Origin of the sequence: Lysobacter sp. FW306-1B-D06B, assembly GCF_038446665.1 — a bacterium.
Lineage (GTDB): Bacteria > Pseudomonadota > Gammaproteobacteria > Xanthomonadales > Xanthomonadaceae > Lysobacter_J.
On the sequence record NZ_CP151802.1, the window covers coordinates 1,108,920 to 1,124,446 of the forward strand.

Here is a 15,527-nt window from a genome sequence, read left to right on the forward strand (position 1 = left end):
GGTGATCGGAGCGCACGAGTAGTGAACTCGCGCTTCGTAAGGTGGAGTGTGCCGATGCGAATGGAAAAGCTCACATCACGCTTCCAGCAGGCACTGCAGGATGCGCAATCGCTGGCGCTCGGCCGCGACAACAGCGTCATCGAACCCTCGCACCTGATGGCCGCGCTGCTCGATCAGAGCGGCGGCAGCACGCGCCCGTTGCTGGCGCAGGCCGGCGTGAACGTGCCGCTGCTGCGCGAACGCCTCGGCGAAGCGCTCGAGAAACTGCCCAAAGTCACCGGGCAGGACGGGCAGATCAGCGTCGGCAACGACCTGGCGCGACTGCTCAATGTCACCGACAAGCTGGCCCAGCAGCGCGGCGATGCCTTCATCGCCAGCGAGCTGTTCGTGCTGGCCGCGCTGGACGACGGCGGCGAGGTCGGCCGCGCGTTGAAGGCGGCCGGCGCCAGCAAGGACAAACTCGAAGCGGCCATCGCCAAGGTCCGCGGAGGCGAAAGCGTGCAATCGGAAAACGCCGAAGACCAGCGCCAGGCGCTGGAGAAATACACCATCGACCTCACCGCGCGCGCGGAGAACGGCAAGCTCGATCCGGTCATCGGTCGCGATGAGGAGATCCGCCGCACCATCCAGGTCCTGCAGCGACGCACCAAGAACAACCCGGTGCTGATCGGCGAGCCCGGCGTGGGCAAGACCGCGATCGTCGAAGGTCTCGCGCAGCGCATCATCAACGGCGAAGTGCCCGAAGGTCTGCGCGGCAAGCGCGTGCTTTCGCTCGACATGGGCGCGCTGATCGCCGGCGCGAAGTTCCGCGGCGAGTTCGAGGAGCGCCTGAAAGCCGTGCTCAACGACCTGGCCAAGAGCGAAGGCCAGGTCATCCTGTTCATCGACGAACTGCACACGATGGTCGGCGCCGGCAAGGCCGAAGGCGCGATGGACGCGGGCAACATGCTCAAGCCCGCGCTCGCTCGCGGCGAGTTGCACTGCATCGGCGCGACGACGCTGGACGAGTACCGCCAGTACATCGAGAAGGACGCCGCGCTGGAACGCCGCTTCCAGAAGGTGTTCGTCGGCGAGCCGAGCGTGGAGGACACCATTGCCATCCTGCGCGGTCTGAAGGAAAAGTACGCCGTGCACCATGGCGTGGAGATCACCGATCCGGCGATCGTCGCCGCCGCGACGCTTTCGAACCGCTACATCAGCGACCGGCAGCTGCCCGACAAGGCCATCGACCTGATGGACGAAGCGGCCTCGCGAATCCGCATGGAGATCGACTCCAAGCCGGAGGAACTCGATCGCAAGGAACGCCGCCTGATCCAGCTCAAGATCCAGCGCGAGGCGTTGAAGAAGGAGAAGGACGCCGAATCGAAGCAGCGTCTTGCCGATCTCGAGGAAGAGATCGCACGTCTGGAACGCGAGTTCAACGACCTGGAAGAAGTGTGGAAGGCCGAGAAGGCCACGCTGCAGGGCGCCACGAAGATCAAGGAGCAGATCGAACAGGCCAAGCTAGATCTGGAAAGCGCGCAGCGTCGCCAGGATTTCGCGAAGATGAGCGAGATCCAGTACGGCACGCTGCCGGAACTGGACAAGCAGCTCAAGGCCGCGCAGGAAGCCGAAACCAAGGGCTTCACGCTGTTGCAGGACAAGGTCACGGCGGAGGAGATCGCCGAAGTCGTCGCGCGCTGGACGGGCATTCCGGTCAGCAAGATGCTCGAAGGCGAGCGCGAGAAACTGCTGCGCATGGAAGACCAGCTGCACGCGCGCGTGGTCGGGCAGGAAGAGGCGATCAAGGTCGTGTCCGATGCGGTGCGTCGTTCGCGCGCGGGATTGTCCGATCCGAACCGGCCGTCGGGCTCGTTCCTGTTCCTCGGTCCCACGGGCGTGGGCAAGACCGAACTGTGCAAGGCGCTGGCGGAATTCCTGTTCGATTCGTCCGATGCGATGGTGCGCATCGACATGAGCGAGTTCATGGAGAAGCATTCCGTGAGCCGTCTGGTCGGCGCGCCTCCGGGCTATGTCGGCTACGAAGAGGGCGGCTACCTGACCGAAGCGGTGCGTCGTCGCCCGTACAGCGTGATCCTGCTGGACGAAGTCGAGAAGGCGCATCCTGACGTGTTCAACATCCTGTTGCAGGTGCTCGACGACGGTCGCCTGACGGACGGGCAAGGCCGCACGGTCGACTTCCGCAACACGGTGATCGTGATGACTTCCAACCTGGGCTCGCATCAGATCCAGGAGTTGGCCGGCGACGATTCACCGCAGGCGTACATGCAGATGAAGGCAGCGGTGATGGGCGTGGTGCAGGCGCATTTCCGTCCGGAGTTCATCAACCGGCTCGACGACATCGTGGTCTTCCATCCGCTAGACAAGCAGCAGATCCGCCAGATCGCGCGCTTCCAGATCCGCGGGCTGGAGAAGCGCTTGGCTGATCGTCAGCTCACGTTGGACCTAGACGAGTCGGCATTGACGCTGCTCAGCGATGTTGGTTTCGATCCGGTATATGGTGCGCGCCCACTCAAGCGCGCGATCCAGCAGCAGCTGGAGAACCCGCTAGCTCAGAAGATCCTGTCAGGCGAGTTCAATCCTGGTGATACGGTGCGCGTGCACGCGGACGACGGGCATTTGAGTTTCGCTAAGAAATAGACCGAGCCACACGGCCTTAGACATCAGATTCTTTAGATGACGGTCTGCCAGGAAGAGGGAGAACACTAAGCGTTCGCAGCAGCTCGACGTCTAAAGGTGACCAAGATGAGCAAGATCATTGGTATCGATCTAGGTACAACGAACTCCTGCGTAGCGCTGATGGAGGGGGGCAAGGCGAAAGTCATCGAGAACGCCGAGGGCGATCGCACTACGCCTTCCATCGTCGCCTACAGCCGGGACGGCGAGGTGCTGGTGGGTGCCCCGGCCAAGCGCCAAGCCGTCACCAATCCGAAGAACACCTTCTTCGCCGTCAAGCGCCTCATCGGCCGCAAGTTCACCGACGCCGAAGTGCAGAAGGACATCGGCCTGGTGCCGTACAAGATCACCTCGCACGACAACGGCGATGCGTGGGTCGAGACGGCCGAAGGCAAGAAGATGGCCCCGCAGCAGATCTCGGCCGAAGTGCTGGCCAAGATGAAGAAGACCGCCGAAGCGTATCTCGGCGAGACCGTCACCGAGGCGGTCATCACCGTGCCGGCGTACTTCAACGACAGCCAGCGCCAGGCGACCAAGGACGCCGGCAAGATCGCCGGCCTGGACGTCAAGCGCATCATCAACGAGCCCACCGCGGCCGCGCTGGCCTACGGCATGGACAAGAAGGGCGGCGACCGCAAGATCGCGGTCTACGACCTGGGCGGCGGCACGTTCGACGTGTCGATCATCGAGATCGCCTCCGTCGACGGCGAAATGCAGGTCGAAGTGCTGTCCACCAACGGCGACACGTTCCTGGGCGGCGAAGACTTCGACAAGCGCGTCATCGACTATTTGGTCGAGGAGTTCCAGAAGGACCAGGGCATCGACCTGCGCAAGGATCCGCTGGCCCTGCAGCGCCTGAAGGACGCCGCCGAGCGCGCCAAGATCGAACTGTCCAGCGCGCAGCAGACCGAAGTGAACCTGCCGTACGTGACGGCCGACGCCTCGGGCCCGAAGCACCTGAACATCAAGCTCACCCGCGCCAAGCTCGAGGCGCTGGTGGACGACCTGGTCAAGCGCACGATCGAACCGTGCCGCATCGCGCTGAACGACGCCGGCTTGCGGGCCAGCGTGATCGGTGACGTGATCCTGGTCGGCGGCCAGACCCGCATGCCGAAGGTGCAGCAGGCGGTGGCCGAGTTCTTCGGCAAGGAGCCGCGCAAGGACGTCAATCCTGACGAGGCCGTGGCGCTGGGCGCCGCGATCCAGGGCGGCGTGCTGGCCGGCGACGTCAAGGACGTGCTGCTGCTCGATGTGACCCCGCTGTCGCTGGGCATTGAAACTCAAGGTGGGGTGATGACCAAGATCATCGAGAAAAACACGACCATCCCGGCCAAAGCCTCGCAGACCTTCAGCACTGCCGAGGACAACCAGTCCGCGGTGACCGTGCACGTGCTGCAGGGTGAGCGCGAGCAGGCCCGCTACAACAAGTCGCTGGCCCGCTTCGACCTGACCGGCATCGAGCCGGCGCCGCGGGGAATGCCGCAGGTCGAGGTGTCCTTCGACATCGACGCCAACGGCATCCTGCACGTGTCGGCCAAGGACAAGAAGACCAACAAGGAGCAGAAGGTCGAGATCAAGGCCGGTTCGGGCCTGTCCGAGGACGAGATCGCCAAGATGGTTGCCGACGCCGAGATTCATCGCGAAGAAGACCATAAGTTCCAGGAGCTCGTAACTGCCAGGAATCAGGCAGATGCGCTGATCTATACCGTTCGCAACGCCATCAAGGAACAAGGTAGCAAGGTCGGCGGCAACGTAATTGGCGAGGTTGAGGCTGCGCTAGCCGAAGCGGAGACGGCGATGAAGGGTGATGACAAGGCACAAATCGAGGCAAAGTCCAAGGGCCTGGAACGGGCCGCTCAGTCCCTGCTCGCTGCGGCTACCGCGAGTGAACAAACGGCCGGCACCGGCGATTCCAGAACTCCACACGAAGCTCCGGATGTCGTCGATGCCGAATTCACGGAGGTAGACGACAAGAAGTAGCTGGGCAGTACGGGTCTCACCGCACGTGTTCCGCATGGAATGAGCTGGCAGATGCGAGAAGGATTGATGTATGAGCCCACCACGCCACCTAGCTGGCAGTCGATCGAGACGCGGTTCCGTCGCCATGCGTGTGCGCCCATCCGCCGTCTCCACGAGGTTCGAAATGCTCGCTCGAGAACTCGAGCAGCAGATCGCTGCCGGGGTGCTGCGACCGGGGGATCGCTTGCCATCCGTGCGCCAGACCTGTGCTAGTCGTGGCTTGAGCCCGAGCACGGTGTTCCAGGCCTACTATCTGCTCGAGTCCCGCGGTCTTGTCCGCTCCGTACCACGCTCGGGGTACTTCGTCGCCGCACGCCCCGGCGGCGTGCCGCTCCCCGAGCCGCAAACCTCGGAGCCCCAGTTCGGATCGCAGCCCGTCGAAGTCAACGACCTGATCTACGCCTGTCTCGGCACGGCGCGTGCTCGCGACATCGTGCCGTTAGGTTCTGCGTTTCCGAGCCCGGACTTGTTTCCACTCGATCGACTGCGTCGTGCGCTGATATCGAGCACACGACGTCTCAAACCCTGGAACATGGTCGATGATCTGCCGCCGGGCAACTTGCGACTTAAGCGCGAGATTGCCAAGCGCTACTTGTGTCAGGGGTTTGCCGTGACCATTGACGAGATCGTGCTGACCCACGGTGCGATGGAGGCGCTGAACCTTTGCCTCAACGCGGTGGCGCGGCCGGGTGATGCAGTGGTGGTAGAGTCCCCGACCTTCTACATGGCGCTGCAGGCGCTGCAGCGCCTGGGTCTGCGCGCCATCGAGGTGCCGACACATGTGCGCGAGGGCATCGATCTCGGACGCCTGTCTCAGGTGATCGAACTCTATCGCCCGAAGGCCTGCTGGCTTATGACGACCTTCCAGAACCCGCTCGGCAGCCTGATGCCCGAGGCGAAGAAGCGCGACCTTGTCGAACTGCTTGCCCGCCACGACGTGCCGCTGATCGAAGACGACGTGTACGCCGAACTCTACGAAGGCAAGGCGGCGCCGCTGCCAGCCAAGGCTTACGATCGCCGTGGTCTGGTGCTGCACTGCTCGTCGTTCTCGAAGTGCCTGGCGCCGGGCTACCGCGTCGGCTGGGCCGCGCCCGGCCGGCTGGCGGGCGAAGTCGAACGGCTGAAGCTGATGACGAGCTTGTCTGGGTCGATCCCGGTGCAGGCGGCACTGGCCGAATACCTGCAGGAGGGCGGCTACGACCGCCATCTGGGCAGCTTGCGCTCGTCTCTGCAGGCGCAGCGCAACAGCCTGTTCGATGCCGTGACCCGGCACTTCCCGGACGGAACGCGGGTAGTTCGGCCGGCCGGCGGGTACTTCGTCTGGGTCGAACTGCCTGTGGGGGTCGACGCGCTGGCATTGCATCGTACCGCGCTGGCACACCGCATCAGCCTGGCTCCGGGGCCGATGTTCTCGGCGAGGGCGGAGTTCCGGCACCACATCCGTCTGACCTGTGCCCAGCAATGGGACGGGACGCTCGAACGCGCAACGCGCACGTTGGCGCGGCTGGTCGACGACGCACCACGCGAAGGCGACCATACGCCACCGACGATCTGATCCGATCGCCCAGGCCCGCAACTGCTCACCCCGCCGGGGCAGGCTGACTGTCAGATTCGGGTATGTCGAAACCCAGGTTGTCCCGCGCATGCCGAAAATCGATTCCGTGCCGAAGCTGGTAGCGGCCAGTTCCGCCGCACCGGGCCCAGATATGGCGCTGCATGAAGTGCTGGACCGGCTGGGGCCATCCATTTTTGCCGGTCTGCTGGACACCGACGGCGTGCTGCGCTACGCCAACCAAGCGGCGCTGCGGGCCATCGGCAGCACGCCGGAGGAAGTACTCGGCCGGCACTTCGACACCACCCCCTGGTGGCAAGCCTGCGAGTTGTCGAAGCGGCGGCTGCAGCAGGCACTGGCCAGTGCATTGCGCGGCGAAGTCTCGCGATTCGACGTGCGTGTGGCCTCAAGCAGCGGCGCCACCCTGGCCATGGACTTCTCGCTGCTGCCCCTTTATGGCGCTGACGGTCGGGTGGTCTGGCTGATCCCCTCCGCGCGCGACGTGAGCGAACGGGAAGAGGCGCAGCACCAGTTGCTGCTGACCCGTCATGCCGTGGAGCAGGCCAATGACGCGCTGTTGGAGGTCGGTCCCGACGGCGCCTTTCGCAACGCCAACGCAGCGGCCTGCAGGTTGCTGGGTCTAGAGCGCGAACAACTGCTGCGGCTGCGTGTGCCCGACATCGACACCGGGGTCGACGAGACGCATTGGCCGCGGCGCTGGCATGAAATGTGGGAGCGCGGTTCCTTGCGCTTCGAGACCAATATTCGCCATCACGATGGCCATGAGATACCGGTCGATGTCTCCGTCAGCCTGGTGACCAGTGCCGATGAGACTATCGCCCATCTCTGCGTCGACGACCTGCGCGAGCGTCGCGCCGCCGAACAGCGCATCCGGAAACTGCAGCAGTTCGACGAACTGACGGGCTTGCCGAACCGGCATCTGCTCATCGAGCGTCTGGACGCGACCTTGCAGACCAGCACCGAAACTGCGGTTCTGGTGCTTGACATCGACCGCTTCAAGCGAATCAACGACGGCCTGGGCCACAAAATCGGCGACGCAGTGCTGCGCGAAGTGGCACAACGCATCGCCGCGACCGTGCACAGCGTCGTTCTGATTGCACGCCGCAGCGGCGACGAGTTCGTGATCGTGATGTCGGCCTCGTCGGTGACGGCGCTGAACGCGGCGCAGGCACTGCTCGAGACAATTTCTCGACCGATGACGATCGAGGGGCACGAACTCCAACTCACCTGCCGCATCGGCATCGCCATGGCGCCTGCCGACGGCGACCGTCCCGACACTCTGCTGCGCAGCGCCAACGCCGCGCTGCGCCACGCCAAGCTGCTAGGCCTCAACCAAGTCAGCGTCTTTGCCGGCGCGCCACATGACGACGACCCCGAACGGCTAGCGCTGGAGACCGCGCTTCGCCAGGCGCTGCGCGACGAGCAGTTCGAGCTGCACTACGAGCCGCAGGTGGACCTGGTGCATGGCCGCATCGTCGGCGTCGAGGCATTGCTGCGTTGGCAGCACCCGACGCTGGGCCGCATTGCGCCGGATCGCTTCATCCCGATCGCCGAGGAGACTGGCCTGATCGTCCCCATCGGCGACTGGGTACTGCGCCGCGCCGTCGAGCAGGCCGCGAGCTGGCAGCGCGCAGGGCTGCCGCCACTGCGCATGGCGGTCAACCTGTCGCCGCGCCAGTTGCTGCAGCCGGACCTGGCCCACCGCGTCGAACGCCTGCTCGCCGCGACTGGCCTCGACCCGCGGCTGTTCGGTGTCGAAGTCACCGAGAGCATGATGATCGCCAACATCGATCAGGCGGTGCAACATCTCAGCGCGCTGCGCGCGCTCGGCGTCGAGGTCTCGCTCGACGACTTCGGCACCGGCTATTCGAGCCTGGGCTACCTGCGCCGGCTGCCGGTGGACGTGATCAAGATCGCCCGCTCGCTGGTGCCCGACGTTGCCGCGCCGGCGGAAGATTTGTCCATCACGCGCGCCATTATCACGATGGCGCACCAGCTGCAGATGACGGTGCTTGCCGAAGGCGTCGAAAGCGAAGGCCAGGCGGCGCTGCTGGCCGCCAACCGATGCGACCGCATCCAGGGCTACTGGTTCAGCGCCGCACTGCCGGGGGCTGCGGTCGAAGCGATGCTGCGCGACGGTCGGAAAATCGACCCGGCGCTGCTGGCCGGGCATTCGCCGCAGCGCACCGTTCTGCTGGTTGACGACGAGGAGAGGATCCGCGCGCAGGACCAGTTGCTGCAGTCCGAACGGCTGGCGTCGATCCAGCAGCTCGCCGCTGGCGTTGCGCATGAGATCAACAATCCAATCGGCTATGTATTCTCGAACCTCGGTACGCTGGAGACCTATCTCGAGCGCCTGTTCGAGATGCTCGACGCGTACGAGCGGGCCGAACCGGCGCTGGCCGACGGCGCCATCGCGGCCGGGCTCGCCGCATTGCGTGCACGGTTCGAACTCGACTACCTGAAGCAGGACATCCCGATGCTGATCGGCGAGTCCAAGGAAGGTCTTTCGCGCGTGCACAGTATCGTCCAGGACCTGAAGGACTTCTCGCGCGTCGACACACAGCAAGAGTGGGTCTTGGCCTCGCTGCACCAGGGGATGAAGTCGACGCTAAACATATTCACCAACGAGATCGAATACTGCGCCGACGTGCGCCGCGAGTACGGTACCTTGCCCGACATCCCGCAGGAGGCTTCCACATGAAGCGTCTGCTGATCGTCGACGACGAGACGCCGGTCCTGCACGCCCTGCGCCGTCTGCTGCAAAACCACTTCAAGCCGCAGCAACTCGGCGTGGAAATTTGTGCCGATTCGCTCCACGCGTTGCAGCGCCTGCACGAGGTGCACTTCGACGTGCTGATATGCGATTACGGGATGCCGCGGATGGACGGCGTGACGCTGCTCGTCCGCGCCAGGGAGCTGGCCCCACGTACTGTGCGCATGATGCTCACCGCGGCGACCGACTTCGGCACCGTGCTGGCGGCGGTGAATAGGGCCGGGGTCTTCCGCTACATTCCAAAGCCGTGGAGCGAACAACAGCTTCTGGCCGACTTGGGTGCTGCACTGGTATTCGACCCTGCCGCCGCCCCGAGTATCGAAGAGCTGGAACGGCGCCGGCTCGAGGGGCTTGAGCCGGGCATTACTCAGGTTGAGTGGGGTCCGAACGGTGAAGTGCTGATGCCTGGCCCCTTACCGACGCGGCTGAGCGAGTTCTGAGTCCGCTGGGGAGCAGCCATCTCAACCAATGCAGAGGCTGACCTGAAAGAGCTTGCCGCATGGGATGGCGGCGTTCCTTGCGTTGGCGCAGTATGGCGAGACCACCATCGGCAGGGAGAACACCATGCCGTCGCCGCGTCGAAGCCCAGGCCCGCTGCTCCAGGAAACGCGCGAGCGTTGGCCATTGATGAATCATTATGAGCGCTTCGAGCATGTCGTCGCGTTCATCCTGAGCGTCATCATCGCGCTGGTCATCGCACTTGCTCTGCTTCAGTTGCTCACGCGCGTGGTGCCGCTGCTTGTGATCGGCGCGATAGATCCGCTCGACCACGACGTTTTCCAAGGTCTGTTCGGGATGATCATGACCTTGCTGATCGCGCTAGAGTTCAAGCATTCGATCATTCGTGTGGCAATGCGCCGCGAGAGCATCGTGCAGGTCAAAACAGTGGTGCTGATCTCATTGCTGGCCCTGTCAAGAAAGTTTATCGTTCTGGACAGCAAGGCCACAGATGCGGAGACCATTGCCGCACTGGCGGTTGCCACGCTCGTCTTGGGAATCGTCTATTGGCTGCTTCGCGAACGTGACGACCGCCTGATGAAGGCCAGTTGCACCGGGTCGGGAGATGGGCCTGGAGAGTGACTACGCTCCGCGCTGTCCTAAAACACCTTCCACGGCTCCCAGTGCCCGGACTTCGCCCGCGTCTCCGAACTCAATTTGGGACGCTGGCGTCCCGGCGGGTCATCGCGCAATCCATCTCGTGGGTTGCTGCTCAACTTCTGCGCCCTTTTTTGTACTGTTGGAGTGGTTGCCGATGAACTTAAGCGAGTAGCGCCGCAGGGATTCGAACGGCGCTCGAGAAGGGTTCTTCGTGGTGAAGGTTTGACGCGCGCTTTTGACCATCGCTTTTCGCTGCTGCGTGGGAACGAACTCCTGCTCCTTTCTCTGATCAGAAGGCCATGAAGAACGCCAAGCCTCTACGAGATCAAGCTCTGGAAGGATCTCGCTAGCCATCGTCCTGCGCAGATGGGTGCCGAAGTTTATGACGACTCACGCCGCTATCAGCCAATGGCAGCGGAACTTCTAGATTGGCATTCGGCGGGAAGCTGGGCGGCTGGGAATCCGAGGCCTAACGAGCGAACGGCCGCCACTGGCCGTTAGCGGACAAACGAGCAGAGGCAGCGCGGCTGGCGCTGCTGTTTGGCAGCGTCTTGCCGATTACAGTGGTCCGACCCAAAGCGGTTATTGTGTTTGCTTGCGGAGGAGTGGCATGAAGTACGCGCTGCCGGCGCGCTGCTCACCGAGCGCAAAAGCGAAATCCTGCGATGGATCAGCTTCGGCGCCAGCAACAAGGTGGTCGCGCAGAAAATTGGCATCAGCCCGAGCACGGTGCGCACGCACGTCGAGAGCGTGTTCCGCAAGCTGGGGTGCTCCACGCGTGCCGCGGCGACGTTGAAAGCTTCGCAGCTTGGCTTGATATGAACAGAGCGAAAGTAGTCGTCTTTTAGTGGCCTTATGGCCGGAAGCGGACATCGGGGCTATCTGGGCGGGGAAGATGTAACCGTCGGCTTCGGACCTACAGCATTCGCAAGCTACTTGTACTTCAATGCACTTCGAGGGGTGCGAGGGTACTTTAAATAGAGGGTGCACCGGCAGTGCGAGATCATGGAGCCTCGATTTCGCGCTTAGACTGAGTTTTGCCAGTTGATCTCATGGCTCTGCTCGACGTCATTCCCGTTGATTGAGAGCACGCGGGTTACGCGCCTGGGCTCGGGCTCGGCGATCGCGGGTCGGGCATTGCCGGCTCGCAGCGCGCGACGCCGGTTGCTGTCACCTGAAATAGCAATCGGGATGCAGGCTTCGAGAAGCCGGTCGGCGGTGCGCTCACCGATCATCGGCAGAGTCGCCTGCGTCGCATTCGTTGCGACGATCGTCGGCAGCTTGTCGCGATACCGCGCGTCGACGAGCTCGAAGAGCCGTGCCTGTTCTTTGTCCGTTCCGGTGCGAACGCCGATCTCGTCCAAGGCGAGGAAATCGATGCGCGCCAGATCGCGCAACAGCGCCTCGGGGTGCTGGCCTTCGAACGGCGGGCGGCAGCGGTCCCAAACGTCCGGCCAGCTCGCATAACGGGCGCTGTATCCGGCGGCGATGCACGCGGCGGTCAGGCCCGCGAGGAGGTGCGTCTTGCCGACGCCAGGCGCACCCATGAGCAGCAGTCCCTCGCCGCTGTTCCAGTGCAGGCGTACGTCATCGGCCCAGACCTGCAGCATGCGAGCGGCTGTCTCTTGGCCCGGCTGCGGGAGCCAGTTCCCCACGGTGCAGGCCTGATATCGCGCAGGTACCTCAGATGCTTCCCAGCGGCGCCACACACGCATTTGGCGATCGAACGCCAAACGTGCCTCCTCGCGCTCTGCATTCGCCGTGGTACGGCAGTGGCCGCACGTAATCGGCACGCCCTCAGGTACGCCCTCGGAGCGCTGATAGGTGCCGTGGCGCGGGCAGGCAAACTCGGTCATGGCTTCATCCCCAGACGGCGCATGCTCTCAGCGTTGATTGCGTCCGCATTCTCTTCGCGGGGGAGCCTCCCCAGAATCTCGGTGGCACGCCGCGCATTCCTATCGACAAGGCTCTCTACGGAGCCCGAGGCTCTCTGCCATTCGTCCTCCCAGCGCCGCTGATTGAGATACGACGTGGGGAGAGGGATGAACTGCGGGTTGGTCCACTGGCGCGGGTCTGCGACGCGTGCGGCAACGTTAGCGATGATCGCGTCGGCTTGTCTGTCGAGCTTCTTTCTCGCCCAGATCTCTTGCGCCTTTGCCTTCGCCTCTCGCTTGGGGTACTGCTTCCAGAACTCATCGAACCGCGAAGGGACGTCGGACAAGAGTGAAGCTGGAGAATGAAGTTGATTTGAAGCTGATATGTCTGACGGATTTGTCAGGGTATAGCCTGACGAATCTGTCAGGGTCGCCCCCGCAGATCCGTCAGTGACGGATTCGACGCTGACAGATTCGTCACTGTCAGATCGGTCAGTGACGAACTGGTCAGGGTCGCCCGCCGAGTAGATGCTCGAGCGGTTCGCTCCACGCTCTGGACGCTTCACTAGGTAACGGCCAGCGCACAGGCGCTGGAGCGATCGCGGGACGCTACGTACTGACACGTGAGCGCGCTCCGCGATCCTCTCAAGGCTGGTGAACGCCCGACCGGTTTCGCCGTTAATCATCTGCAGAACGCTCCATAGGACCGCGATGTCGACGCGGCATAATTCGGCGTCCAAGCTCGCCCGTCCGACGACGCGCCAGTGCTGTAGCAGGCGTTTCGGTTCATCGCCCACTGGCAGCGCCCTCGCCGATGAGCGCTTCGCGCAGCTTCCGCACGGCCGTCTGCGCGCCGGCCAGGTCGGTGGAAGCTTGATCGCACGCCTCGACACTCGGGGTCGCGCTGAGCGCATACAGTTGCTCCATGAGTTGATCGCCCACCTCGGGCAGCTGCAGCCTCAAGTCCTTCGCCGGCGCGTAGCGGTCGGCGTATGCCGCCGCGGTGATGGGTCGATTCATAGCCGCATCCCCTGTGTCAGGTGCCTCAGTACGTTTGCCGTTGAGCCACATGGCGATCGATCGCGGCAGCGGCCACGAGATCCGCAATGGTCGACAAGTACGCCTCCTGCAGGCTTGCAGTGAGGCTGGGGAAGTGTTCGCGGCCGTCGCCTAGCAGGAGACCGAGCATCGCGTGCGCTTGCTCCAGGCGTCGGCAAAGGCGCTTTGGCGCGCTGAGGTGGGCCTCCAGCGGTCCTGCGTTGCCCTCTCCGGGCAACTGGCGGTCTTCTACGGCGCTGATCACTTCCTCGAATTGCGGATCGAATCCGCCGAGCCCCTCGGAAGCATTCGTAATCGGCTGCGCACGCGAGACCCACGGGCCTTGGTGTACATTGCTGGTGGTCATGGTCGTCTCCACATTAGACGGCTGTGGTCACAACGGCTCGGGCGTTCCAGCGCTCGGGCCGTTTTTTTTCAGGCGATTGCTCGGCTGTCGGTGGTTTCAACCACGCCTGCCTCGACGTAGGCATCGAGGTCCTGTCGGCGGTAAAAGACCCGGCTCCCTAGGCGCATGTATCGAGGGCCGCGCCCCTCGCTCCTCATCTTGTTCAGGGTCGAGGCACTCAGCCCGAGATGCCTGGCTGCGTTCTCGACGCTCAGGCGGTCGGCCACTGCATTCACTGTCTGCTGGCTCATGAATATTCCTGTGTGTTTATGTGTTCGTTTACAACACAGAAACGAACGCTACAGTGCCCGCTTCGGAATTACAAGGGGGTATTTGTGTTAAGTTAATTCGGACACCCGTGAGGCCCCGTCCTAATGGCAGCCACCCCAAAAAAGCGCGTCGGGAGGCCGGCCAAGCCCGCGTCCGAACGAGCTGACACCTTCAGCATTCGTCTCACCCCGGATCTCAGGGCCAAGGTCGAGGCGGCGGCTGCCGAATCCGGGCGCTCCCTGACTGCGGAAATCGTTTGGCGCCTCGAGTCGACGTTCAGTTCTTCATTGACCTACACGCTCATCGACCGCCGACTCGAAGAGTTCGAGCGGCTGCGGGCACGGGAGGCGGAGTGGCGACTCAACAAACGCCTGCTGACGAGTGAACTCGAAGCGCTACCTCATGCCGACGAGAACGCCAGCAAGCGGAGCCAGCTCGAAAGACACATCCGCATCGCCGGGGAAGAGCGTGCGCTCGCGCAATCCCAGCTCAAGCGTGTCGAGCGAGAGATTGAGCTCCTCGTTGAAGATCTCGGGAAGCGCGTAGGGAACGCGCTTGAGGCGGGCGAGCCGTGACCGCATTTGCGAAGCTGACGCGGCCCGCGCTGCGGTCCTTGAAGGCTGGCGCCTCGATCAGCGAGCACGGCATCACGTTCACTCGTCTGCCGAATGGCGATGGGCGCTGGTCGGTCAACGTGATGATCAACCGTGTGCGCCATCACCGCGTCGTCGGCAATGAGTCGGAAGGCTTCACTCGCACACAGGCGGAGGAGGTTGTCGCGGGCCTGAAGGCCGCGAAGCGCGAGCGCGCGCTCGGCATTCGGCGGGCCCGCGCTGTGTCATTCAAGCAAGCTGGTGAGCTATACCTGTCTCACCTGGAAGCGACCGGGGGTAAGGACGTCGACAAGAAGCGCGAGCGGCTCACTCTGCACCTGTACCCACATCTTGGCGGCGTCCAGCTGCAGGCGCTGACGGTAACGGACTTGAAGCGCTACGCGACGGTCAGGGCGAAGGAGGGCGCATCACCGGGCACGATCAATCGCGAGCTCGCGGTGGTGAGCCATCTCCTCAGCCTCGCAGCGAATCCGGAAGAGCTGAAACTCCTACCGGGTCTCCCATACCGAGTGCCGCGCGTGAAAGAACCGGAGAGCAAGCCGGTTTATCTCCGTCCCACTGAGGCGGCAGCATTGCTCAAAGCCGCGGCGAACGATTCGAACGAGCACGTGTTCGCGTTCTGCATGATCGGCCTACACACGGGGATGCGGCTCAGCGCGGTGCTGCGGATTCGCCTGGATGAACTCGACTTCGATCGGCGCGTGGTCTGGGTCGATCGCGATAAGGCCGGCGAGCGTCAGCAGCCGATGACCGGCGAGCTTGCGGCCTTCCTGCGCCAGTACGTTGGGAAGCTCGATGGTCCCTGGCTGTTCCCCTCGAAGCGCAGCGAGAGCGGTCACGCAACCAACATGCACATCGCGTTCAATCGCGTCGTCGCCGCCGCGAAGCTGAGCCGCATCATTACGCCACACAAGCTGCGCCACACGATGGCGACGAACGCAGCGCATGCCGGCGTCGACGTCGCGACGCTGCAGGCGATGGGTGGTTGGAAGTCGCGTCAGATGGTTGAACGCTACACGCACGCCGGCAGCATGCGTGAGGCGATGGATAAGCTCGAATCCGCGTACAACGCGAAGCCCAAACGGGTATCGCGCCGGCGCACAGTTACACCAAAATTGCAGCGTCGAAGCGCGTAAGCACGGAAATTCAAGGCGTTCTCGCGAGCAACGGGCGGGACTCATAA

Annotated in this window: 14 protein-coding genes; 9 read left to right on the plus strand and 5 right to left on the minus strand. The window is 63.6% G+C overall.

Annotated features, from left to right (window positions below):
* Positions 1-54 precede the first annotated feature (54 nt).
* The 7 genes from clpB to AAFF32_RS05045 all read left to right on the plus strand — a co-directional run bounded on the left by clpB (position 55) and on the right by AAFF32_RS05045 (position 10,964).
* On the plus strand, positions 55-2,640 hold the full coding sequence (clpB, locus tag AAFF32_RS05015) for an ATP-dependent chaperone ClpB (RefSeq protein ID WP_342316675.1): 2,586 nt from the start codon (positions 55-57) through the stop codon (positions 2,638-2,640).
* Positions 2,641-2,745: 105 nt separating this feature from the next.
* Positions 2,746-4,656 (plus strand): molecular chaperone DnaK, encoded by a 1,911-nt coding sequence (gene dnaK, locus AAFF32_RS05020; protein WP_342316676.1) that lies wholly within the window; start codon positions 2,746-2,748, stop codon positions 4,654-4,656.
* Between the two features lie 163 nt (positions 4,657-4,819).
* Complete coding sequence (locus AAFF32_RS05025; RefSeq protein WP_342316677.1) at positions 4,820-6,250, plus strand: PLP-dependent aminotransferase family protein; 1,431 nt, start codon at positions 4,820-4,822, stop codon at positions 6,248-6,250.
* Between the two features lie 88 nt (positions 6,251-6,338).
* Positions 6,339-8,972, plus strand: coding sequence for an EAL domain-containing protein (locus tag AAFF32_RS05030; RefSeq protein ID WP_342316678.1), 2,634 nt, complete (start codon positions 6,339-6,341; stop codon positions 8,970-8,972).
* Entirely contained in the window at positions 8,969-9,484 is a 516-nt protein-coding gene (locus AAFF32_RS05035; protein WP_342316679.1) for a response regulator, read from the plus strand. Before AAFF32_RS05030 ends, AAFF32_RS05035 begins: the two co-directional genes overlap by 4 nt.
* A 124-nt stretch (positions 9,485-9,608) precedes the next feature.
* Positions 9,609-10,124 (plus strand): phosphate-starvation-inducible PsiE family protein, encoded by a 516-nt coding sequence (locus AAFF32_RS05040; RefSeq protein ID WP_342317229.1) that lies wholly within the window; start codon positions 9,609-9,611, stop codon positions 10,122-10,124.
* Positions 10,125-10,727: 603 nt separating this feature from the next.
* On the plus strand, positions 10,728-10,964 hold the full coding sequence (locus AAFF32_RS05045) for a LuxR C-terminal-related transcriptional regulator (protein ID WP_342316680.1): 237 nt from the start codon (positions 10,728-10,730) through the stop codon (positions 10,962-10,964).
* A 203-nt stretch (positions 10,965-11,167) separates the two neighbouring features.
* On the opposite strand, the gene AAFF32_RS05050 is transcribed toward AAFF32_RS05045, so the two are convergent.
* The 5 genes from AAFF32_RS05050 to AAFF32_RS05070 all read right to left on the minus strand — a co-directional run bounded on the left by AAFF32_RS05050 (position 11,168) and on the right by AAFF32_RS05070 (position 13,711).
* Positions 11,168-11,998, minus strand: a complete 831-nt coding sequence (locus AAFF32_RS05050; protein ID WP_342316681.1) for an ATP-binding protein — start codon at positions 11,996-11,998, stop codon at positions 11,168-11,170.
* A complete protein-coding gene (locus AAFF32_RS05055) occupies positions 11,995-12,363 on the minus strand; it encodes a hypothetical protein (protein ID WP_342316682.1) in 369 nt (122 codons plus the stop codon). Before AAFF32_RS05055 ends, AAFF32_RS05050 begins: the two co-directional genes overlap by 4 nt.
* 439 nt (positions 12,364-12,802) lie before the next feature.
* Positions 12,803-13,036 (minus strand): hypothetical protein, encoded by a 234-nt coding sequence (locus AAFF32_RS05060; protein WP_342316683.1) that lies wholly within the window; start codon positions 13,034-13,036, stop codon positions 12,803-12,805.
* A gap of 25 nt (positions 13,037-13,061) precedes the next feature.
* On the minus strand, positions 13,062-13,421 hold the full coding sequence (locus AAFF32_RS05065) for a hypothetical protein (protein ID WP_342316684.1): 360 nt from the start codon (positions 13,419-13,421) through the stop codon (positions 13,062-13,064).
* A gap of 68 nt (positions 13,422-13,489) precedes the next feature.
* Positions 13,490-13,711, minus strand: a complete 222-nt coding sequence (locus tag AAFF32_RS05070) for a helix-turn-helix domain-containing protein (protein ID WP_342316685.1) — start codon at positions 13,709-13,711, stop codon at positions 13,490-13,492.
* A 123-nt stretch (positions 13,712-13,834) separates the two neighbouring features.
* Between AAFF32_RS05070 and AAFF32_RS05075 the strand changes: the two genes are divergently transcribed.
* Together AAFF32_RS05075 and AAFF32_RS05080 are read left to right on the plus strand one after the other, a co-directional pair.
* Entirely contained in the window at positions 13,835-14,305 is a 471-nt protein-coding gene (locus tag AAFF32_RS05075) for an Arc family DNA-binding protein (RefSeq protein WP_342316686.1), read from the plus strand.
* Positions 14,302-15,480, plus strand: coding sequence for a site-specific integrase (locus tag AAFF32_RS05080; protein WP_342316687.1), 1,179 nt, complete (start codon positions 14,302-14,304; stop codon positions 15,478-15,480). Before AAFF32_RS05075 ends, AAFF32_RS05080 begins: the two co-directional genes overlap by 4 nt.
* Positions 15,481-15,527 lie beyond the last annotated feature (47 nt).